The 20,032-nt window shown below is 43.5% G+C and carries 20 protein-coding genes and 1 tRNA gene; 10 read left to right on the top strand and 11 right to left on the bottom strand.

Annotated features, from left to right (window positions below; all coding sequences use genetic code 11):
* The first annotated feature begins 2 nt into the window (after positions 1-2).
* The 4 genes from NFR61_RS05335 to NFR61_RS05320 all read left to right on the top strand — a co-directional run bounded on the left by NFR61_RS05335 (position 3) and on the right by NFR61_RS05320 (position 2,734).
* Positions 3-1,244 (top strand): hypothetical protein, encoded by a 1,242-nt coding sequence (locus tag NFR61_RS05335; RefSeq protein ID WP_251621387.1) that lies wholly within the window; start codon positions 3-5, stop codon positions 1,242-1,244.
* 180 nt (positions 1,245-1,424) lie between these two features.
* The gene (locus NFR61_RS05330) at positions 1,425-2,123 is read left to right on the top strand and encodes a metallophosphoesterase (RefSeq protein ID WP_251621384.1); all 699 of its coding nucleotides are present in this window, start codon (positions 1,425-1,427) and stop codon (positions 2,121-2,123) included.
* An 82-nt stretch (positions 2,124-2,205) separates the two neighbouring features.
* Complete coding sequence (locus NFR61_RS05325) at positions 2,206-2,526, top strand: hypothetical protein (RefSeq protein WP_251621382.1); 321 nt, start codon at positions 2,206-2,208, stop codon at positions 2,524-2,526.
* 22 nt (positions 2,527-2,548) lie between these two features.
* Positions 2,549-2,734, top strand: a complete 186-nt coding sequence (locus tag NFR61_RS05320) for a hypothetical protein (protein ID WP_251621380.1) — start codon at positions 2,549-2,551, stop codon at positions 2,732-2,734.
* Between the two features lie 457 nt (positions 2,735-3,191).
* Here the strand turns inward: NFR61_RS05320 and NFR61_RS05315 are convergent.
* Positions 3,192-3,265: transfer RNA gene (locus NFR61_RS05315), tRNA-Ile, on the bottom strand.
* A gap of 166 nt (positions 3,266-3,431) precedes the next feature.
* Between NFR61_RS05315 and rlmH the strand changes: the two genes are divergently transcribed.
* The 3 genes from rlmH to NFR61_RS05300 are packed head-to-tail and all read left to right on the top strand — an operon-like array spanning position 3,432 to position 8,087.
* Positions 3,432-3,905, top strand: coding sequence for a 23S rRNA (pseudouridine(1915)-N(3))-methyltransferase RlmH (rlmH, locus tag NFR61_RS05310; protein WP_251621377.1), 474 nt, complete (start codon positions 3,432-3,434; stop codon positions 3,903-3,905).
* 10 nt (positions 3,906-3,915) lie between these two features.
* Entirely contained in the window at positions 3,916-7,509 is a 3,594-nt protein-coding gene (locus NFR61_RS05305; RefSeq protein WP_251621374.1) for a sensor histidine kinase, read from the top strand.
* An 11-nt stretch (positions 7,510-7,520) separates the two neighbouring features.
* Positions 7,521-8,087 carry an RNA polymerase sigma factor gene (locus NFR61_RS05300; protein ID WP_251621373.1) on the top strand — a complete coding sequence of 189 codons (567 nt, stop codon included), beginning with the start codon at positions 7,521-7,523 and terminating at the stop codon, positions 8,085-8,087.
* On the opposite strand, the gene NFR61_RS05295 is transcribed toward NFR61_RS05300, so the two are convergent.
* Positions 8,038-9,042: a glycosyltransferase family 9 protein gene (locus NFR61_RS05295; protein ID WP_251621370.1), complete on the bottom strand. Its 1,005-nt coding sequence runs from the start codon at positions 9,040-9,042 to the stop codon at positions 8,038-8,040. The two genes, NFR61_RS05300 and NFR61_RS05295, sit on opposite strands and share 50 nt — an antisense overlap.
* A gap of 104 nt (positions 9,043-9,146) precedes the next feature.
* On the opposite strand from NFR61_RS05295, the gene NFR61_RS05290 reads away from it, so the two are divergent.
* Positions 9,147-10,196, top strand: coding sequence for a DUF1573 domain-containing protein (locus NFR61_RS05290; protein ID WP_251621369.1), 1,050 nt, complete (start codon positions 9,147-9,149; stop codon positions 10,194-10,196).
* A gap of 56 nt (positions 10,197-10,252) precedes the next feature.
* Here NFR61_RS05290 and NFR61_RS05285 read toward each other — a convergent pair whose 3' ends face one another.
* The 8 genes from NFR61_RS05285 to NFR61_RS05250 all read right to left on the bottom strand — a co-directional run bounded on the left by NFR61_RS05285 (position 10,253) and on the right by NFR61_RS05250 (position 16,746).
* Positions 10,253-10,888, bottom strand: coding sequence for a DUF6266 family protein (locus NFR61_RS05285; protein WP_251621366.1), 636 nt, complete (start codon positions 10,886-10,888; stop codon positions 10,253-10,255).
* A gap of 2 nt (positions 10,889-10,890) precedes the next feature.
* Positions 10,891-11,532: a DUF6266 family protein gene (locus NFR61_RS05280; RefSeq protein WP_251621365.1), complete on the bottom strand. Its 642-nt coding sequence runs from the start codon at positions 11,530-11,532 to the stop codon at positions 10,891-10,893.
* A gap of 254 nt (positions 11,533-11,786) precedes the next feature.
* Positions 11,787-12,968, bottom strand: a complete 1,182-nt coding sequence (locus tag NFR61_RS05275) for an ATP-binding protein (protein ID WP_251621363.1) — start codon at positions 12,966-12,968, stop codon at positions 11,787-11,789.
* Between the two features lie 104 nt (positions 12,969-13,072).
* A complete protein-coding gene (locus NFR61_RS05270) occupies positions 13,073-13,690 on the bottom strand; it encodes a hypothetical protein (RefSeq protein WP_251621362.1) in 618 nt (205 codons plus the stop codon).
* A 1-nt stretch (position 13,691) separates the two neighbouring features.
* Positions 13,692-14,393, bottom strand: coding sequence for a hypothetical protein (locus NFR61_RS05265; protein ID WP_251621361.1), 702 nt, complete (start codon positions 14,391-14,393; stop codon positions 13,692-13,694).
* A gap of 27 nt (positions 14,394-14,420) precedes the next feature.
* Positions 14,421-15,389 (bottom strand): hypothetical protein, encoded by a 969-nt coding sequence (locus NFR61_RS05260; RefSeq protein ID WP_251621360.1) that lies wholly within the window; start codon positions 15,387-15,389, stop codon positions 14,421-14,423.
* A gap of 22 nt (positions 15,390-15,411) precedes the next feature.
* On the bottom strand, positions 15,412-15,720 hold the full coding sequence (locus tag NFR61_RS05255; protein WP_251621359.1) for a hypothetical protein: 309 nt from the start codon (positions 15,718-15,720) through the stop codon (positions 15,412-15,414).
* 27 nt (positions 15,721-15,747) lie between these two features.
* Positions 15,748-16,746 carry an energy transducer TonB gene (locus NFR61_RS05250; protein ID WP_251621358.1) on the bottom strand — a complete coding sequence of 333 codons (999 nt, stop codon included), beginning with the start codon at positions 16,744-16,746 and terminating at the stop codon, positions 15,748-15,750.
* Positions 16,747-17,326: 580 nt separating this feature from the next.
* Between NFR61_RS05250 and pssA the strand changes: the two genes are divergently transcribed.
* The gene (gene pssA / locus NFR61_RS05245; protein WP_251621357.1) at positions 17,327-18,064 is read left to right on the top strand and encodes a CDP-diacylglycerol--serine O-phosphatidyltransferase; all 738 of its coding nucleotides are present in this window, start codon (positions 17,327-17,329) and stop codon (positions 18,062-18,064) included.
* 6 nt (positions 18,065-18,070) lie between these two features.
* Here the strand turns inward: pssA and NFR61_RS05240 are convergent, their stop codons facing one another.
* Positions 18,071-18,820, bottom strand: a complete 750-nt coding sequence (locus NFR61_RS05240) for an HU domain-containing protein (protein ID WP_251621355.1) — start codon at positions 18,818-18,820, stop codon at positions 18,071-18,073.
* A gap of 124 nt (positions 18,821-18,944) precedes the next feature.
* Between NFR61_RS05240 and galE the strand changes: the two genes are divergently transcribed.
* On the top strand, positions 18,945-19,964 hold the full coding sequence (gene galE / locus NFR61_RS05235) for a UDP-glucose 4-epimerase GalE (RefSeq protein WP_251621353.1): 1,020 nt from the start codon (positions 18,945-18,947) through the stop codon (positions 19,962-19,964).
* Positions 19,965-20,032 lie beyond the last annotated feature (68 nt).

Raw genomic sequence — 20,032 nt, 5'->3', positions numbered from 1 at the left:
AAATGAGAAAATTACTTTTACTGGCAGGCGCAATTCTTGCTTTTGCTTCCTGCTCAAAAAACGATGACGAACTTTCTATCAAAGGTTTGGAATTTCCTGAGGTCGAAACACCCGTAAAGGCAGGAGAGCCGGTTACAATTAAAGGCGAAGGATTTACAGAGCAGAGTGAAATCTGGTTACGAGCCGTTACCCGGGCAGCAGCCGAGGAAATCAAGACGGAAATCGTAGAGGTGGCATCCACCTACATCAAGTTCGTCGCGCCCGATTCGGTGGCAGGAAAACAGACCATCGTATTGAAACAAGACGGGAAAGAACGTGACTTGGGTACGCTTACATTTGAAGCCGCTACCCAGACTCCGGATGCGAAAGAACAGCTGTACGTGGCAATGACCTCAGAAGAAGAGGGGGCAGATATTGTGTACGCTGTTATTGACGGGGAACTTGAAAAAGTGTACACGCTTGCACCGGGTATGTTTATGTGGGGAGCTGTTACATTAGGGACGAAGGTTTATTACAATACAGAAGATCTTGAAACAGAAGAACAGAACGCCTTGAAATACTACGATTTTTCTCAAGGTGTTGAAACGGAAATTGCAAAGCAGTGGTTCGACGAGGGAATCGCTATCGGTATTATCGACGGCAAACTGCACGGCGTTAAGGCTAAGGCTGGCGATGCGGGAACACTTTTACTCGTGACGATTGCAGACGACGGTACGGAAACTTTGGTTGCAGAGTTCTCCGAAGTGCTCCCTGCGGAGGAAGAGTTTTGGGAGGTTGATAATATTTTCGAGTATGATGCAGCAACGCGAACCGTTATATTGTCCGGTTGGTTCGAGAAGCCTAACGAGCCTGGCGAGCTTGCTGTTAGCATTGCCCTTAATATAGAAAAAAGAAAATCCGTTTCTTATCTGTTCAAAGAGGGAATTTATGGGGAAGAAATAGCTTATGTAATGGCAGGTGAAACTCTGTTGCGTTTCGTTGCGCAGCATGAGGAATACGAGCAATTTAAGGGAACTACTGTAAGCGAAGTTGATCCGCTAACATTGCAAGACACCAAGCAGATTGGGACGATCAACTACCGCGTTTGGTGGCCGGTATATTTTGGCAAAAAAGTTGTCTTTAACGACACAGAGGATACGGAACATATTCGCACGCTCGACCCCAAGACCGGGGAAATAGGCGCTACGCTCTATACGGCCGAGTATGATGTGGAGCTGGAAACATTGTTCGTCATCACGCAATAATATCTCTGATTTATCAGAACGCCGCACCTTGCCTGTGCGGCGTTTTTTGTTTCTATGACGTGATTTGTCGCAGACGGCATCTTATTTTTGTCGTACAAAACAATGGAACAGATGAAAAAGCAACTTAATCAATTAGAGGATTTTTACCGAGTATTTCTTAAAATCAACCGATAGGGCGTTATGCGTATTTGTGTCATTGCAGACCTGCACGGCTCTGACCGTTGGCGGCAGATTATCAGTCAAGAGGAGGAACAGGTGGACAGGTTCCTCTTTTTAGGTGATTATTTTGATGATCACCGGGAGGAAATATCTGCCACTGCTCAGTTCGACAACTTTTGTAAGATTGTCGAATTGTGCGGGGAACGGGGCGACATTGACCTGCTTGTCGGCAATCACGACCTGCAATATTGCGGTGGGGCACGATGTGACGATTACAGTGGTGCGTTGTTTGCTATGGCGCACGATTACCTGACCGAACAGATACGCACGGGGGTATTGCAAGCCGTCGCCCTTTATGGACGCTACCTTTTTTCCCATGCAGGGGTGAGTGCCGAGTGGATGCGGGTACGGGGGCTTTTTACCCCTGAGGCTATTAACCGTCAGTTTGCCGTTGCACCGCTTGCGCTTGATTTCGTGGATCGCCCCGGTGCCGCCTTTGACGGAAACAACACCTATCAGTCGCCCGTGTGGATTCGTCCCGAAGCGTTGTATAAGGCGTTGCCTCCTCAGTGGCATCAGGTCGTCGGACACACGCAAATCGCAGAAATCACCCAATTCCCCAAAGAGAACCGAAAATTGATATTTACCGACACGGACGGACGACAATACGTCATCATCGACACCGTCTCCGAAACGGAACAAATAAAACCGCTGCATTGACTGGCGTTTTTTTTCTTTTTATATCGGGCTGCGACGACGTAATCTGTCATAGTCCGCATACGAACTTTGCCACTAAAACAATATGAATAACTTGACCATGAAACTCAAAATCACGGATGCGATCTCTGGGCAATCACTTTTTGTCACACTCGACGACAATCAGTCCTATGCCGAAGCGTTGCACAACCATACAAAAGAATTTATCTCTGTCCCTGCCACACATATGCGTCTGTGGCTCGTGGGAAATAAGAGCAGCAATCTCGAATTGAAAGACATTTACCGTATTTGCGGCGCGATTCAGGCGGTTTTCGGTGACTCACTGGTTTGGGACATTACTTCCGCCTCTCCTTTCCCCGAAGACCCGCAGGACATAGACGGTTATTTGCTTCTTAACGGTAAATAATAAAATTATAATAATAATTATTATGAAGAAATTATCAATGTTTGAACAAGCAAACGCAGAGTCCGCTCCTGCCGACCCCAAGCGTCCGGCAAGCGAAAAAATGATTGAAGAATTTGTACTCCGTATCGGCACGCGCGACGTGATAGTTTTCTCGGCCGAACAGGATAAAGAGGAAATTGTATTACAAATGTGTATAGAGCGGAAATAACAACTCTACGTTTGTTTATTTTGATCTCCGCTGTGGTATCTGCCCGGCGGAGACAATGATATAGATATATTCCCCCCTCCCTTGCGGTCTCCAATTTGGTCTCCAGCGGGCCCGTCGTTGAGCCCGGAATTTAAGATAAGCCGAATATTACAAAAGAAAATACATCTGCGAGCTCTTTCTGGCGCTTTGTTGGCGCTGTAAGATATACGGAAGATATTGTAAATCAAATAATTTTATACGGAAGAGCCGCCAGAGCCAAAGTGCCGCGCATACAACCGTATGATAGGAGTGAGGTTCGGAAAACAATATTAAGAAGTAGCAACAAGCAGATTATCAACACCTTTTGGCATCTCACGACGTGTCATAGCGAGTTATTCGAGCGGGCTCCGATTTGGGCTCTCGAAAAGAAAAAGCCCTTAGAAATTATTGACTTCTAAGGACTTTCGTGTGTAGGTTGTGGTCCCACTTGGGTTTGAACCAAGGACCCCCTGATTATGAGTCAGGTGCTCTAACCAGCTGAGCTATAGGACCTACACTCGCGTGTGTCGAGGATTTCAGTCCTTGACGGGTGCAAATATAGGGATAAAATCCGTTTTTTTGCAAAGGATGTATGAAAAAAATGTTACTTTCGTTGAGAAAGAGAAGAAGGAACAGAAGCGAGAGTTGGTGAGGGTGTGAAAAATAAACCGATGAAAGGATGAAAATTAGCTTACTGGTTATTGGAAAAACGGATGCTGCTTATATCCGGGCGGGAATAGAGGAGTATGAGAAACGCCTGGGGCGCTATGTGCCTTATGAAATGAAGGTATTGCCCGATATAAAGAATAGTAAAAGCATGAGCGAAGGGGTGCAGAAAGAAAAAGAGGGTGAACTGCTGCTGGGGCAGATAGCCCCTTCGGATTATGTCGTATTGCTGGATGAAAAAGGGCAGGAGTATAATTCGGTGGGATTTTCTGAGTTTGTGGCACAAAAGATGCTGGGAGGTATCAAGAATCTGGTTTTTGTGATAGGAGGGCCTTACGGATTTGCGGATGCGGTGTATAAAAGGTGTCATGACAAAATTTCTTTGTCGAAGATGACTTTCTCGCATCAGATGGTGAGAATGATTTTTGTAGAGCAGCTATATCGGGCGATGACTATAATGAAAGGGGAACCTTATCATCACGTTTAGAAGTTAGATTATGAAAAAAGCATTGATTGTTTTTATCGGGGGCGTGTTGTTATTGGGGGGATTGTTGTGGGGAGAGTATCGGATGGACAGGCAGGCGGTTGAGGGCAGGATAGAGCGTTTGGAAAAAAGATTGCACGAGAAGGAAAGGGAAGCGGATCAAATCCTGGCGGGTTTGGCGGATGACAGTACAGGAATAGATAAATGTGATTTGGCGGATGTCGTATTTCTTGGTTTCAGGAAAGGGGAAATCTTTTTTTGGACAAATGAGGTGGTGGGGATGGACGGATTGTATGACCGGCTGATTGCGCATGAAAATTTTATTAAGATTAATAATGCCTTTTATGAAGTCAGGCGAGTACGTGACGGGGAGGTGGAATATTTTGCCTTATTGCACATCAAGGACAGCTATCCTTATACCAATAAGTACATAAAGAACCGGTTCGGGAAATTCTTGAATATCGGGAGGGAAAATACCGATAATATTCAGGTGAGCCGCTTTCTGTCAGACGGTAGTCAGTCAATACGGGACAAGGACGGTCGGATATTGTGTTACATCAAGTACAATGAAAATTACAAAGACCGGTCGGTTAATTATCTGTTTCTTGGATTTTATCTGCTGGTATTCTTCAGTTTTTTCTATGTATTCAACCGGTTGTTGAAGCATGCGCGTTCACTGAAGCGGCAGCTTCTTGTCATTGTCTGTTTTGTTTTGTTTTTGGCGGGAGTGGGGTGTGTGGCGATATATTGCCGCTTCCCGGCTTCTTTGTATAGGTTGTACATATTTGACAATAGCGTGTCTTTCGTGGGAGGGGGAATGTCCATCGGGGATTTGCTGCTGTTCGTTTTTTCCGTTATTCAGCTTATCTATCTTTCATTTGTCAATCTAAAAATCAACTATCAGAGCTTGCAGGTTAGAAAAGCGCGTTATATGGTAGCGGTATTTTTATGGGTACTTTCGTTTTTTTATCTTCTTTTCCTGAATTATGCCATACGTTCTTTGATTGCGAATGCCGGGGTACATTTGAATATGGCTCAGATTGTTTATCTTGACACATCATCGGTTATTGCTTTTGTGATAATTGTTATGATGGGGCTGGGCTTGGTCGTTATTATAGACGGTACGGTGGGTATTTTAAAGAATCTGTTTTCTTTTGGTCGGCTTCTGTTGTCGGAAACTCTTGTTTTTGCCGTTTTTATTATATTGATGTTCTGCTTGGATGAATATATAAATATGTGGGGATGTGTTTTTGTTTTGGGTATATTCGTCTGGACGACATTCAACAGGTATAAGATGAGAAAGGATGTGCAGCGGAGCGGCTATATGCTGACAATGCTTCTCCTTTCCGTTTACGTCGTATTGGTATGTAAAAAATATGAGCAATACCGGGAGCTGACACAGCGTTTAAGTTTTTCAACCGAATTGATAGAAGAGCGGGACAGTAATTTTGAGAATAAATTACGGGAAGTAACAGAACAGATTAATGATTCGGAGGTACTTGCCGATTTGGTGGCAAATTATAATGAGGAATTTCTGGAAATGTGTCTGACAAATGACTTGCTTGAGTTGAACGGATACAACTATGTCTCTGAAATTACGCTCTGCCGTGCTGAAGACAGTTTGCAAATTGATGCTGGAAATATACAGGGCTGTCATGAATATTTTGAGCAATATCTCCGGGAAAAAGGAGTGAAGATTCAGGGAACCGCCTTTTATGCGATAAATAATTTTGACGGGATTATTTCCTATATCGGGGTATTTGTGTTCGGTGACGTCACATTGTATCTTAGTTTTAACTCTACCCCCGATACGGAGGGAAGGGGATATCCCCAGATATTATCAAGAAAATTGGTCGAAAAAGGAGGGATGTTCTATCTGTATTCCTATGCGAAATATAAAGACGGACAGTTGATTTATTCTTCGGGAGATTTTAATTACTATAAATCTTTGGAGCGGTTGAGCGCTTTTAATAAGAATGTCAGAGTTGTCAGAAAAGACGGTTATTCCCACATGTTGATACCCGTAGAGGAAGAGAAAGTATTGGTTATGAGTTTGCGTGACAGGGTATTTTCGTTCTATAATCTGAACATCCTGTATGCTTTCTTTGTCTGTATGTTACTGTCCTCTTACGGGGTCTGTTTCACATTAAATCAGAACATAGACTTTAAGAAAGGTACCTTGAAAGCACGGATAAAGTACAGCATTCTGTTCTTGATATTCTTTCTTTTTGTCACATTTACAGCCTTGTCTATTTATTTGAATATGAGAAGTTTTGAAGATAGACATAACGAAAAAGCGCTGGAACTGTTGAAATATATCAACAAAGAGATTGAACGGCTGGACTGTGTCGATTATCAGAAATGTTCCGAAATAAGGGAATTGCTGACCGGAATGTCTCAGATATTGGAGGTCGATATCAACATCTATACCGCTCAGGGAATGTTGGTGGCAACTTCCCGGCCGGAAATATTTCAACTGGGATTTGACGGCTATCTGATTGATGCCGAAGCATTGGAGCAGATTGCACGTCGGGGATTAATGAGTTATGTGAACCAAAAGCGTGTGGGAGAATTGGAATACATATCCGCATACATGCCGTTGCTATTGGAGAACGGGGAGACTTATATACTCAATGTTCCTTATTTCACTCAGAACGACGAATTGAACATGGATATTGTCATCATGGTGATTATTGCGATAAATATCGCAGTTATGGTGATAGTATTGGCATTTGCTTTGTCCGGTATTATTGCCGACCAGGTGATGAAACCTCTGCAATTGCTGCATAATCAATTGAAAGAGATAAGATTGGGAGGGAAGAATGAAAAAATAGACTATAACCGCAAAGACGAGATGGGCGGATTGGTCAGGGAGTACAACAATATGGTGGTAAAACTGGAGGAAAGTGCCGGTCAGCTTGCCAGATTTGAACGTGAGAGTGCATGGCGGGAAATGGCACGGCAGATAGCCCATGATGTGAAAAATCCTTTAACACCGATGAAACTGAACATTCAGTTTATGCTTCGTTCCCTTCAGATAGAAGACTCTGCGGAATTTAAGAAGCGCTTTAAGGAAATCTCCGGTGTCTTGATGGAGCAGATAGATAATATGGCATCTATTGCTTCCGCCTTCTCCGATTTCGCCAAGATACCGGTTTCTCAAAGTGAAACGTTTGATATTAGTGAAGTAGTGGTTAATTGCGTAAAATTATTTGAAAACAATGTGAAGTATTGGGAGTGTGATATAGAGCCCGGCATACAGGTCTTTGCCGACAAGGAACAGATTCGTCGGGTTTTTGTGAACATCTTGAAAAATGCGGAACAGAGTTTTGTTGAAGGGCGTGAAGGGAAAATAAAAGTAAGCGTGAAACGCGAAGGAGAAAAAGTCGTTGTGCGTATCAGGGACAACGGTTCGGGAATACCGGAAGCGATATGGGATAAGATATTTGAGCCTAATTTTACGACTAAAAACAGCGGTATGGGTCTGGGATTGGCAATCTCTCGCCGTATCGTAGAGAGCATGGGGGGCAAAATCGGTTTTACGACATCGGAGGAAGGGACGGAATTTTATATTATACTTGGGTGTGAATCTTTTTCGGAACATTAAATCTAAAATATATGCTTATAGCAGGAATGGTTGTTGTGCTCTCCTGTATATTGGGAGGTGTCAGTGTATATGTATTCTTGAAAATACGCTCCGAGAAGGAGGAAGATGTCCGGGAACCGGTTTGGCCGATGATGTTTGAACCTCTTTTGCGGGTTACGCCCGACGATGTGGAAAGATTGACACAAATTATCTTTTGGGATCATCTGGAGGTATTGATGGAACAATCCAAGGTAGAGCAAAAGTTACCGTGGTTTTACAACCAATGCCTTGACTTGCGTAAATCATGCAGGGAGAAATACTTGGATATCTTATTCTCTTTATTCACGCGGGATAGAAAAGAATGGACGGATAGATTAATGAAAGAATATACGGAGATAAACCCGCAGGATATTTTAATGATGTTGATGGTGGAAGCCGGATACAACAACAAATCCATAGCACGGCTGTTGTGGATTAACTACGAAACATTCAAGAAAAGAAAGAGCCGTCTGAAAGCCAAATGCAAAAGCCTGAATATCCCGTTTGAATTTAAACGGGCAAATGCCGACGGACTTCCAGAGCCACTTGCCGGGGAGTAATGTCTGCCATACATTGCTGGTACGTTTCCCGTTTGCACTTGCCGCTTCCGTCTTTCGTACAGGGACGGCAGGGTAGCGGAAGCTCCAGAACCGTTGAATTCTCCCCGCTGGGAAAACCGAAAGCCGTAGGCCCTATCAATGCCAGTGTCGGCGTTTTAAACAAATCGGCGGCATGCATAAAGCCCGTATCGGCACTGATAACAAGCCGGGAATGCAATACTAAATAACAGGATTCCAGCAGAGAGGTCTGTCCCGCCAGATTCAGGACTCTTTCCGGTGCGGCATTCCGTATCTCATCGCAAAAGCTGTCCGCAGGACCGGCCAGCAGGACGAAACGGTACTCCGGCAATAATTCGATTAACTTTTGCCAGTGCCCGACCGGCCAGCGCTTCTTAGGCCAGTTGGCAGAAGGGACGAGGGTTACCGTCTGCGGAGTAATCAGGCCGGAGAATTTCGTGCCGAACTCCTCCGGGAAATGCCAGTCTTCATAAATGGAGGTAAAATCCGTAATACTCCACCGGGCTAAAGGTTTCCGGTACGAAATCCTGCCCCGGAAAGGCCAGGGAAATCTGTTTATGCCTAATTTGAACAACAGAAAGCGTTTGCCTCTCTCTTTTCTACGTAAAACAATGTGGGGCTTTTTCCCGAAAAATGACCTTAATTTATACTTCAGGATATTGGAACGGATATTGCTGTGGGCATCGTAGATATAATCGAAATGCTCCTTTTTCAGCTCTTCCGCCATGCGCAACAATCCCTGCAATCCCTCCTTTTTATCAAAAGCCCAGATGTGGTCGATGCGCTTGTCCATGGCCAGAAAAGAGGACATATCTTTACGCGCTATCCAGTGGATTTCGGCATCCGGAAAGCGGTTTTTGATACCGTTAATGACATCCATACACTGGATAATATCTCCAATGGAACTGAAACGTATAATAAGGAATTTGGGAGCCATCTGTTATTTATTTTGCGGTAACGAAATTAAAATATATTCCTGATACTTGAAAATACTGCCTAAAAGAATTATTTTCGTGTGGTGAATCTTTTAAAAAGTGGAATATGAGAGGATTATTATTTATCGTATGTTTTTTGTGGTCGCTTGCGGCCAGTTCTCAGGCACTGATTCGTTTTGAACAGAAAGTACACGATTTCGGAAATATCAAAGAAGCCGACGGGCCGGTGGCTTACGACTTCGTTTTTGTCAATGACGGAAAAGCCCCGATTCTAATAAAGAATGTGGAATCATCCTGCGGTTGTACCTCTCCGGAATGGACGAAGCAACCCGTTCTCCCGGGACAGAAAGGATTTATAAGGGCAACCTTTGACCCCAAAGACAGGCCGAGTCATTTTGATAAAACCATTACGGTTTATTCCAATGCCAAGCCCGCTGTGGTTGAATTGAAAATCAAAGGAAACGTGGAAGCCCGTACGCGGACCGTTCTGGACGATTATCCTTATGAACTGTCCTCCGGCTTGCGTTTGCCCGTGGATCACATCTCCCTGATGAAAGTGAAAAAAGGGGAGGTGAAAAAAATGTCCATCGGTGTATATAACAATTCCGGCAAGAAATTGAACGTAGCCTTTCAGGGCTTGCCCGCTTACCTGAAATTGGAAATGGAACCGTCGGTGATAGATGTCAAAGGACTGGCATCCTTGCAGGTGGTTTACAACTCCGACCTTCATGGGGAATACGGTTTAAACGAAGAAACGGTGACACTGGTGGCGGACGGGAAAAAATATCCGACCCGTTTGTCTGTTTTTGTGGAAGAAGACTTTGATAAAACCGATCGGGCAACCGCTCCGCAGATGCAGGTGGAGAAGAAATATTACAACTTCGGTTCGGCATCTTCCGACCAACCGGCCTCGTTTGTTTATAAACTGACCAACACCGGCAAATCGGCCATGAAAATACATCGGATTTATACCAACGACCCGCGTTTGCGTCTCGGAGACTATCCGAAAGAACTGCAACCGGGCGGTGTATTGCAATTAAAAGTCGAAACCGTCAAGGGGGCGGAAGAAGGCAAACTTTCCGGGGTAATCAGTGTTATCACTGATTGTCCTGACTCTCCGGAAACTAATCTCCGGTTCTACGGTGAAATAAAATAAATGCTTTAATAAAATATGAAAGGGCTGTCTTTTGACAGCCCTTTCTTCATTGCCGCTTACGCAACAACGACATGGAGAGAATTTGAGGCTTTTCGGCCGTCGGCGCTCACCGCAAACACATAAACGGCTATTTCCTCTAGGTTCCACCGCAAGGAAACAGACACATCCGTTGCTTTCGCCTCTTCCCGACAACCAAGCTCGGTAAGGATACCCGTTTGCAGTGATTTTTCGACAATCATCGCATACAGTTTATCCGTCGCGGCGCTTCGTTTGCTGAAACGTTCCAGCGTTTCCGGGGTAAACGTCAGCTTGCGGTCGGTTTTATCCAGAGCTACTGCGACCTCCGGAGTTCGGAGTTTCCCTTTTGTACAAAGGATTTCTTCAAACTTCACGTTGGTATTCAGCTCCTCGTCCACGGTAATGGTAGCCATGTTTGCTTTTACGAAAGCATTGTAGCTGCTGTGTGAACGTGGGCGCTCCGGAAAACCGATTTCTATCGCGTCGGCAAATATACTCACGATATCATCCTTCTTACACCACCGTAGGCGTTGTATCCGCTGTTTTTCGGAATTGGACGAATTACGGGTTATTTTGCTTTTGGCGATATTTTGACCGCCTTGTTGGGAATAAGTAATATTCCCAATCGATTTACGCACATTGCGATTTACTGAGGTCTCATCAAATGTGGCCATAGTTATAAATTTTTAAAATGAAACAATTGAGCAGAGCTGCATTGGCATGCCTGCTCGTTAATAAAAAACATAAATATTTTCTCATACCTTTTTAGTTTATCCGGAATTTGGAAAATCGCCTCTTCATCTTGGCGGTGAAAATCTCCAATATCCGGAAGTTTAACATTATAGTTTTCTACATCCCCTTTCATCAGGGCGACAACGAGGCGGTCCTCCGGTTGAGTACGGGGATGTGGGACGGCGTTGCTCCATCGGGCAATGAGTTTGCCGTCTTCCCCTGCCTGCAGGGAAAGATTGTCCGGAGCAGCGAGGGTATCGGGAGTTAGCCGGAGTTTGGCAAAATCGCAAATATTCCCTTCGCCGTCGAATGCCGGAAGATTCGCTTTTACCAACAGATTGTGGCCTGTCAGCAAAAGGCCTTCTGCCGCCTTCTTCCAATAAGCGTATATGCCCACCTCCTTCAACGCCTGGTAGAAAATGGCAACGGCGGCCATCTTCTCCTGCTGGGCTAATTGCCCCGGCGAAGAAGGAGGTTGCACTTTTTGAGGGTTGCTACGCACACAGGGTAGCCCTTTGTACTCATAGTAGACATGGTCTCCCATTTTTCCACTAATAGTCATGAAATTGTTTTTAATGACAGCCATATAAAAGTTAATTTATAGGTTATTTACACCACACCTTTTTCCCCTCGTTTCTTTCTTCATTTTTTATACTATATAGTACGATTGAGAAATTTAATCCAACTATCTGATAATCAATGATGGCATTTTTAAAAAGATAAAAAAAACGTCAATTTTTTTCATCTTTTGGGAAAAAGGATGAATTTTTGGGTGGGTAATACAATGAAAAACGGACCCATTTTATGGGTCCGTTTTTAAGAAGATTTCGATGTAAAAAATTAAAACAGTTTTTCCATATCCATAGACAAAAATTCTTTGGCACTGATACCGCCGTCACCAATAATCAACATCGTTTGGGGATTAAATATCCTTTTGAATGTTTCCAACCCTGTGGTAGCTTTCGTGGCATCGCTCTTGACCACGATGGCGACAACCGTACCTTTCTTGCGCAGTACAAAATCCACCTCTTCATTGCGTTCGCGCCAATAGAAGACTTCAAATCGGTGTACAAATGCCTGACAGATGATGTAAGCTCCGATACCCGACTCTAAGAAATGACACCAAACCTTGCGGTCGCGTATTGTCTGCTCAAATGTACATGGGCTGTATATCATTTTCAGCGCATTGTTGTAGACTTGAAATTTCGGAATACCCGACTTGCCGCTGGTAGGGCTGATGCTGTACTTTTGCACTCCGCTTAACATGCCTGCGGCGTCCAGCAGCTGAATATATCCTGCCAAAGTGGTCATGCTGGCATCCTGCAAAGCTCCTTGTATCTTTGCCGGCGAGAGCAACTGTCCCGAACAGGTGGCACCCAGTTCAAAAGTCTGACGCAGCTGTGCCGGATTGCAGAGGGGTCCATCTGTCGGGACATCGTTGGCGATAGTCGCTTCCACAACGGTCGACCGGATATATTGTTGATACCATGTTTCGTCGCAGACGATAGAAGCGGCACCCGGATAGCCTCCGTAAAAAAGATACTGGTCAAGATTGAATCCGAAATTATCCCGCATTTCTAAATAATTCCAGTGTGTCATGCGGATTTCCTCAAAGCACTCGCCCGGTGATTCTGAAAAATCTTTTTCCGGCAGCACACGGCCGTTGCCGACCACGAGCACTTTTATATTGCGGTTGTGGAAAGTGTCGTCCTCCCATTCTTTTTTGACAACCTCCCACCAGTTCGGGACTTTTTGAATCTCATCGATAACGAGAAGCATACAATCCCATCCCTTGCTCTCCTTTAGGTTGCGCACGACAGCCCAACACTCCGACACCCACGCACCATCCGTTTCCGGAACAGTATCGGCGGAAAAGAATTGATAGGGAGCGTTTAGCTCCTGCAACACCTGTTTTACGACAGTCGTTTTACCCACCTGCCGGGGACCCGTAACGACCTGAATAAACTTGCGAGGCTCTTCAAGCCTGCTTTTAATGACTAGATATTCGTGTCTTTGGTACATAACATTTTACACAATGTGACGGGTATATTTACACATTGTAAAAATAGTCATTTATTTATTTAAACAATTAAAAACACGGACTCATTTAAATGAGCCCGTGTTTATTACCTCACGGTGGCAATTCCTTTTTGTATGGCCAACCGGTGCATGTCGGAATTCAGATACTCCTGAATCTCTTTACTGATACTGATTCCACCACCATAAGCTCCGATTTCGAGCAGTTTAAGACCAAGGTATATAGAAAAATCCCCTTTTATTTCAATAGTATATTTCCTCTGCCAATATTCAGCGAGAGCTTCCAGTTCCGTATAGACTTCACCATTCTCTGTTTTGGTCTGACCGTAGCTGTTCAGTTCGGCAAAAGATCTTGCAGCCCTGAAAGGTGTCACCTTTGCCTTATTCCCTTCTGACGAGGTATATGCTATGAAAAAACCGACCGCTATTTTTTCCAAATCCGATTGCTCCAAAAGCCCGAGTGTTAGTGCAAGTTCCTCGGATTCGTAGGCGATACTTTGAAATGCTCTTGTGATAGCGGCACCCAACATCGTGGGGTATAAATGCGCTTCTTTGTAATCATCGCCTTTGAGGATATCCTTGTTTTCGGTATAAGTGATATAACAACAAACGTTTTTAACCTCCTCCACGACTTTGCTTTCCCGTTCGGTTAATTGTCCATAGCCAACGAGACTGCAAATCAAAAATAGAAATATTAATCTGAACATCTTAATAATAATTTTCTAAGTAGCTTAGATTTTCAATGACTTCCTTTGTAACAGCTCTTCGCTTTTCAGGATTAAAATAACAAAAAATAGATGCTGGGTCGTCTTTATTTACATAAATCCATGTCGGGATTTTACCTTTGAATTGATATTTTAAATCGGTGTCACTCGTTATAACATCCTCATCTTCATAAATATCATTATCGCTTCCATAATTATAACTATTATTAACATCATTAACGTAGTCACCTTGTTTTAGTGTAAATGGATCGCGAAACTCAAAATCAGGATAAACACGTTGGGGCATGCTTGGAGAGACTGCTATGAAAAAACCATTGTATTCGGGACCATCTCCAATAAGATAAACAGCCCATTCGCGGGGTTCCCATTTTTTTCTTAACATCATGGAGACTTCACCACCCCATGAAAGAGCGCATACACCTTTCCAAATATTGTATTTTAGGGAAAGAGAGTCCCATTTTATATAATCAGTCAAACTTGCATAGATGTCCCATCGTTCCACTTCTTGCCCCTTATCAGGAATCAATTGGCGAACCAGTTCTTCAATGTCAATGATTTTTTGTTTTGATATTTCTTCTGTATTTGCTTGGATTTTTTCTGTTTTTGCAAATCCCCCAATAACTCCCCCGATAATTAGAGCTGAAACCAGAAAAGCCGAGATAAAAAATAAAATATACTTTTTCATGAGTTATGATTTATTAAATATTTAGAATTAGTCAAAGTTGTATCGAACTCGTACAGATTTTCCCTTGATTTTTCCAGGCTTCCATTTGGGCATACTTTTTAAGATTCGTAAAGCGTCTCTCTTTGCTTGTTCCATTTCTTGTTCTATTTCTTGTGTTTCCTCCTCACTATAAGTTCTATTGCCGTATAAATATTTAGCCTCGCATTCTATATTTGTGATGGAACCGTTTTTTTCAATTGTAAAACCTCCTCTTGTAGTATATTCCAAATCATCCTTATCGAAACTTGAACATGAAGGTGCTTGTATTTGTTTGTTTTGATTTTTTAAGTCTTTGAATTCAAAGACGTCATCACTAGGATCCCATAGTTTCTCAATAGCGGATGTTTCTCCGTAAATATTGAAGGTATGCCCGTTGTTTTCACCGGGCCATTCAATCAGAAGCTGTGCAGGGGCTTTGCCTTTCAGTTGTACCGAATAAAGTTCGTAGAGTGCTTTCTTATTGACGAATGGTAATCGCTTCCCCTTTTTTAAGGGTAATAATTCCGCTTGTTCACCCTCTTGCAATTTTATGGGGAAAACTTGGGGGGCTATATCGAAAATAGAGTCGTGGGATATGCCAAATAATTTATATCCTTCAGGATACCATGTATCTTTTTCTTTTAGTAAAATATCCCAATAACCGGGAATCGGTTTGTTGTCGTTTCCGACTAATTTAACCGTTCCAATCCGTGGCCAAATTTGGGCACCCTGACTATTTTCATATTCCCAATCTACGGGGTCTTCCTGTTGGGCAAGCACATCCCATTTCCCGTATATTTGCCCTGAATCTGGTATCAGTTCCCGAATCAACCGGTCAAGGGTCAGGGCTTGGTTATTGGCTTCGGAATTCCATTTAAATTTGATTTTTCCTTTTGTTTCCAGTCTCCATACGATGCCGCCGCCTATCAGGCATGCCAGTATGAACGCCGACAAGGAGAGTAAAATGTATTTTTTCATCTTTTTTCAGTTTAAAGTGTTTTTAGAGCGAATGAATCCAGAATTGTACTTCAGTTTCATGTCCGAAAATGTTCATACTTTCTTTTCGTGTTATCTTTTTAATTTTTAACTCTTCTGTATGTTGTGCTAAGAAAAGTGCAATTTTAGCATGTACAGTTCGGAAGGGTTCATTTGTTTTGTGCTCGTATAACATTTCTACATATTTTTCTTCATGATGCCATGCATATTTTTTGATGAAATCATGTGATGAGAATTCTGTTTTCTTTTCGTTTTTCAATGCTTCGATTACTTTCTTTACTTCTTTTAAATCTAATGCTTCATTAATTTTCATGTCTTTTAAATTTATAGGTTAATTGAATTAATTACTTAAGGTGAAATTGATAGGAATGGCGCATGCAACCCGAACAGGAATCCCGTCTATTTTCCCCGGCGTCCATTTCCCGGACATAGTTTTCACGACACGTACGGCTTCTTCATCCAGTGACGGGTCTACCGACTCGACAACTTCTACATCTGTGATGCTCCCATCTTTTTCAATGACAAAGGCCACAAGCACACGTCCCATAATACCGTTCTCATGTGCCTTTACCGGATATTTCAAATTGTCTTTTAACCATCGGTTTATGTTTCCGTTGAATTGAGGCATTTGGTCGACTTCGTCAAAAATTTCATTTCCATATTTTTCTTCCTCTTTCTTCTTTGCTTCTTCTCTCTTCAACATTTCACCCGGTATCCATTTGTTATAATCCCATACAAAATTCTTGAATTTCTTCCATTCCCCCCAACTGCCATAACTCCACACAAACTCAATGAATTTTCCCGTTTCTTTATCAAAAAAATAAATCCCTTGGTCTGTATTTGTGTATTTGGATCCAAAATCTTTTATGGCGGGAAGGAATACCAATCGAGGTTTTCCATTTACCACCCCGTATTTGTATGTATTTCTGATAGAGAATTTTCCGGAATTCCATAATGCTCTCCATTTGGGACCATCATCTTTGCTTGAAGGCAATGCGTAGCTTCCCAGGCCGTTTGTTTCCATGGGGAAACATTCGTGTTCAATATCATATTGTCCTAATCTGAGATTAACCTTTTTTTCAAAAGGGGAACCGTACAATTTGTATAATGCTTCGTGCATAAGCTCTTTTCTTTGCTCATACTTTTCTTTGCGAACCCGTTCTTCCCATTCACTCTTCGTCTCGAACTCTCCTTGGGGAGTAGGCTTTTTCATGTTTTCTTTAATATAATCCTCAACATATTTCACCACATCGAAGCTCTCTGAATGTGGAGTTTGCCCTTGTCCGAATGCAGTACATATCGTCGCAAGCAATGCGAGTAAAAAAATAATTTTCATCATGTAATGTTTTTGGGTCTCCATTCCCCAAGAGACAGGTTTATAGCACACAAAAAGCGTGGGAATTTTTCCGTTTTATCTGTATAGAGGATCTGGACTTCCTAACGCCAAAATAAAACGACACCCCACGCCAGACCGAATATAACTTGGTAGGTATATAGGACAAGCATGAGCGTTTGTATCGCTATCCCTTGGCGTTGAAATTGTCCAGATTTCTATACAAGGATAAAGCCGAAACGCTTTTAATCAAATACGTACGTTCGTGTAAGCAAAGTCACGCGAACGCGTCAAATGTAGTTAAATTTAGTTTCTTTTACAAACGCTCTTATAACGTAAGGATTCCGGCTATTGTCCGTATGGTAACCGGAGGTTTCGCGGGATTCGTCGCCGGTATCGGCCTACTTTTTTTCTGCCCGTGAGTAGGGAAAGGGTAGAGAGGGGGTAGGGAGGGGGTAGAGAAAGGACCCGGTCTCTACCCGGATAGTAGCTTGTTTCTTCGTAGACTGGCGGTGGGGAAGGCGGAATTTGGGTGAATCGTTTTTTTGTTGTATTTTCGTTCGCTAAATCTAAAGGGTTGCGACCTATGAATAAGAAAAAATATATTCCTAATCTGATAACGGGATTGAATGCGGCTTCGGGAGCGATGTCCGTGTTTATGGCTTTGTATGGAGAGCTGGTTTGGGCGGCCTGTTTTATTTTGATCGGAATGGTGTTTGATTTTTTTGACGGGATGGTGGCGCGCCTTTTGCACGTGAAGTCGGATATGGGGAAGGAGTTGGATTCCCTGGCGGATGTGATTAGTTTCGGTGTCGCTCCGGCGCTGTTGGCGCATTTGCTGATTCGGGAACTGTTGTTGCCGGAAGGGGTGGAGAGTTGGGAACTGTTGGCGGTTTACGAGCGGGTGTTGTTGTTTGTTCCTTTGTTGATACCTGTTTTTTCTGCTTTCAGACTGGCCAAATTTAATCTGGATACGCGGCAGTCTGTTTCTTTTATCGGTCTGCCGGTGCCTGCGCATGCTTTGTTTTGGGTGACGTTGGTTTTCACCCGGTTGAAAGCGCCTGAGTTTTACAGTGCGTTTTTCGGAAATGTATGGGAACTGGCGATTTGTACGGTTATTCTGTCCCTCTTACTGGTGTCGGAACTTCCGATGTTTTCTTTGAAGATTTCCGGATTCGGCTGGCAGGAGAACAAATCGGTCTATATGTATTTCGGCACGCTTGTTGTGCTCGCCATGTGTTGCGGGTGGATGATATTACCTTTTATTATACCCCTTTACATTCTGTTCTGTGCCGTGAATGCATTGTGTAATTTGCCTGATTGAGAGGATTTAATCTGCTAACGGGTCATAATTGACGTAGTCATAGTCAGGTGATATGACCAACTGGAAGTTTTTAGCCTGTGCATTCGCATTTGTTTGCATTTGCGGAAGGATAGGCTGTACGGTGGCTGTGGCAACTCCTCCTTGCGTGTAGTCGGTGTCCCAATAAATATAAGCAAGATGGGACAGGAAGATGATACCGGCAAGTATGGCAGCCGCCATTCCGTATTTTAACAGACGGTGTACCCAATTCCGGGACTCCATGTTGAGATAGGTATACGGAGGCAGTTCGGAACCGGAAGGGATGTGAATTTGTGAAGAAGTGTTTTTGGGTGCTTCCGATGTTAGCTTTTGCACCTCGATTTTCTCCATTCCGTAGGTGTCGGCCAAAAAGTTATAGTCGTCGCTTTCAAAAATGATATTGAACCTGCGATCGGTATAAAATGTGCCGAGGTCGCCGAATGCGATTCTTTGCCGTTGGTTGAGTTTTACTTTCAGTTCTTCGGTAAAGAGTTCCACTTGTTTGGCGGCTTTCTGGTAAGGGATGTTTTCTTTGGATGCCACCCAGTTGACCAATAAACCGTCGTTGTGCTTCAGATTCCGGTTGAATACAATCATTTTTGCCGGAGGGCAAATGATGCCGCTTTCTTCATCAATGGCTGCACTTTGGTAATTGCATATAAATCCCCCGAATTCAGGAATGATTACGCAATCATGCAGGAAAAGAAGATCGGATATATATTCTATAAATCTATGCATACTACAAAAGTAGAAAAAATATTTGATATTGCAATACAAAACGGAATCTTTTTGCAAAAATTGATATTTTATTGCTTACTTTGTATGTCCGAAAGGTCAGAAATAATTTTTTAAATAGAATAAAATGAAAGTATTTGTTACGGGAGGAACCGGCTATATCGGTTCGCATACGGTGGTGGAACTTCAGCAGAGCGGTTTTGAAGTGGTCATCGTGGATAATTTGTGTAATTCCAATATTCAGGTATTGGACGGTATTGAAAAGATTACAGGTGTGCGTCCGGAGTTTGAACAGTTCGATTTGACGGACGAGAAGGCTACCCGTGATTTTTTTGCCCGCCATCGGGATATCAAGGCGGTGATTCATTTTGCAGCGCTGAAGGCGGTGGGCGAGTCGGTGAGCATGCCGCTGGAGTATTATAAGAATAATTTGAATTCTTTGATGAATGTACTGCTTTCCATGCGGGAGTTCGGTGTAAAGAATCTGGTATTTTCTTCTTCCTGTACGGTGTACGGGCAAGCCGATGTTTTGCCGGTGACGGAGCAGACACCGCGCAAGCAGGCCGAGTCGCCTTACGGCAATACAAAGGCGATGTGTGAGGATATTTTGCGCGATTTGGCGAAAGTGGAGAAGGATATGAATCTGATCGCCTTGCGTTATTTCAATCCGATTGGTGCCCATCCTTCCGCTTGTATCGGGGAGTTGCCGAACGGGGTGCCCAATAATCTGATTCCTTATCTGACACAGACGGTTGCCGGTATCCGTGAACAGTTGAGTGTGTTCGGGAATGATTACAATACGCCTGACGGTACGCCGGTGCGGGATTATATAGATGTTATCGATTTGGCCAAGGCTCACGTGGTGGCGATTCGTCGTTTGCTGGACGGCAAGAATAAGGCTAATTACGAGTATTTTAATATCGGTACGGGTAACGGTGTTTCCGTGCTGGAATTGATTCAGGCTTTTGAGAAGGCAACGGGTAAGAAGGTGAATTATAAGATTGTCGGCCGTCGTGCGGGAGATATCGAGAAAGTGTGGGCGGATACCACGGTGGCGAATACGGAACTGGGCTGGAAAGCCGGAGTGCCTTTGGTGGAGACGTTGGCGAATACGTGGAGATGGCAGGAGAAGTTGGGTAAAGGATAGTACTCCGCCGGACAGGTGTAAAATAAAACGTTCCCGAAAAAGATACATCAAGACTTTTCGGGAACGTT

The sequence above is a fragment of the Odoribacter lunatus genome (assembly GCF_943193135.1).
Lineage (GTDB): Bacteria > Bacteroidota > Bacteroidia > Bacteroidales > Marinifilaceae > Culturomica > Culturomica lunata.
This window is presented reverse-complemented; position numbering and strand designations above follow the sequence as displayed.

Excerpts from the sequence above, each read along its gene's own strand:
- NFR61_RS05335 (WP_251621387.1), top strand. The coding sequence starts at position 3 with ATGAGAAAATTACTTTTACTGGCAGGCGCAATTCTTGCTTTTGCTTCC.
- NFR61_RS05330 (WP_251621384.1), top strand. The coding sequence starts at position 1,425 with ATGCGTATTTGTGTCATTGCAGACCTGCACGGCTCTGACCGTTGGCGG.
- NFR61_RS05300 (WP_251621373.1), top strand. The coding sequence starts at position 7,521 with ATGCTTATAGCAGGAATGGTTGTTGTGCTCTCCTGTATATTGGGAGGT.
- NFR61_RS05260 (WP_251621360.1), bottom strand. The coding sequence starts at position 15,389 with ATGAAAAAATACATTTTACTCTCCTTGTCGGCGTTCATACTGGCATGC.
- NFR61_RS05240 (WP_251621355.1), bottom strand. The coding sequence starts at position 18,820 with ATGCATAGATTTATAGAATATATATCCGATCTTCTTTTCCTGCATGAT.
- pssA (WP_251621357.1), top strand. The coding sequence starts at position 17,327 with ATGAATAAGAAAAAATATATTCCTAATCTGATAACGGGATTGAATGCG.
- NFR61_RS05255 (WP_251621359.1), bottom strand. The coding sequence starts at position 15,720 with ATGAAAATTAATGAAGCATTAGATTTAAAAGAAGTAAAGAAAGTAATC.
- NFR61_RS05290 (WP_251621369.1), top strand. The coding sequence starts at position 9,147 with ATGAGAGGATTATTATTTATCGTATGTTTTTTGTGGTCGCTTGCGGCC.
- NFR61_RS05285 (WP_251621366.1), bottom strand. The coding sequence starts at position 10,888 with ATGGCCACATTTGATGAGACCTCAGTAAATCGCAATGTGCGTAAATCG.
- NFR61_RS05305 (WP_251621374.1), top strand. The coding sequence starts at position 3,916 with ATGAAAAAAGCATTGATTGTTTTTATCGGGGGCGTGTTGTTATTGGGG.
- NFR61_RS05320 (WP_251621380.1), top strand. The coding sequence starts at position 2,549 with ATGAAGAAATTATCAATGTTTGAACAAGCAAACGCAGAGTCCGCTCCT.
- NFR61_RS05270 (WP_251621362.1), bottom strand. The coding sequence starts at position 13,690 with ATGTTCAGATTAATATTTCTATTTTTGATTTGCAGTCTCGTTGGCTAT.
- NFR61_RS05325 (WP_251621382.1), top strand. The coding sequence starts at position 2,206 with ATGAATAACTTGACCATGAAACTCAAAATCACGGATGCGATCTCTGGG.
- NFR61_RS05295 (WP_251621370.1), bottom strand. The coding sequence starts at position 9,042 with ATGGCTCCCAAATTCCTTATTATACGTTTCAGTTCCATTGGAGATATT.
- galE (WP_251621353.1), top strand. The coding sequence starts at position 18,945 with ATGAAAGTATTTGTTACGGGAGGAACCGGCTATATCGGTTCGCATACG.
- NFR61_RS05275 (WP_251621363.1), bottom strand. The coding sequence starts at position 12,968 with ATGTACCAAAGACACGAATATCTAGTCATTAAAAGCAGGCTTGAAGAG.
- rlmH (WP_251621377.1), top strand. The coding sequence starts at position 3,432 with ATGAAAATTAGCTTACTGGTTATTGGAAAAACGGATGCTGCTTATATC.
- NFR61_RS05265 (WP_251621361.1), bottom strand. The coding sequence starts at position 14,393 with ATGAAAAAGTATATTTTATTTTTTATCTCGGCTTTTCTGGTTTCAGCT.
- NFR61_RS05250 (WP_251621358.1), bottom strand. The coding sequence starts at position 16,746 with ATGATGAAAATTATTTTTTTACTCGCATTGCTTGCGACGATATGTACT.
- NFR61_RS05280 (WP_251621365.1), bottom strand. The coding sequence starts at position 11,532 with ATGGCTGTCATTAAAAACAATTTCATGACTATTAGTGGAAAAATGGGA.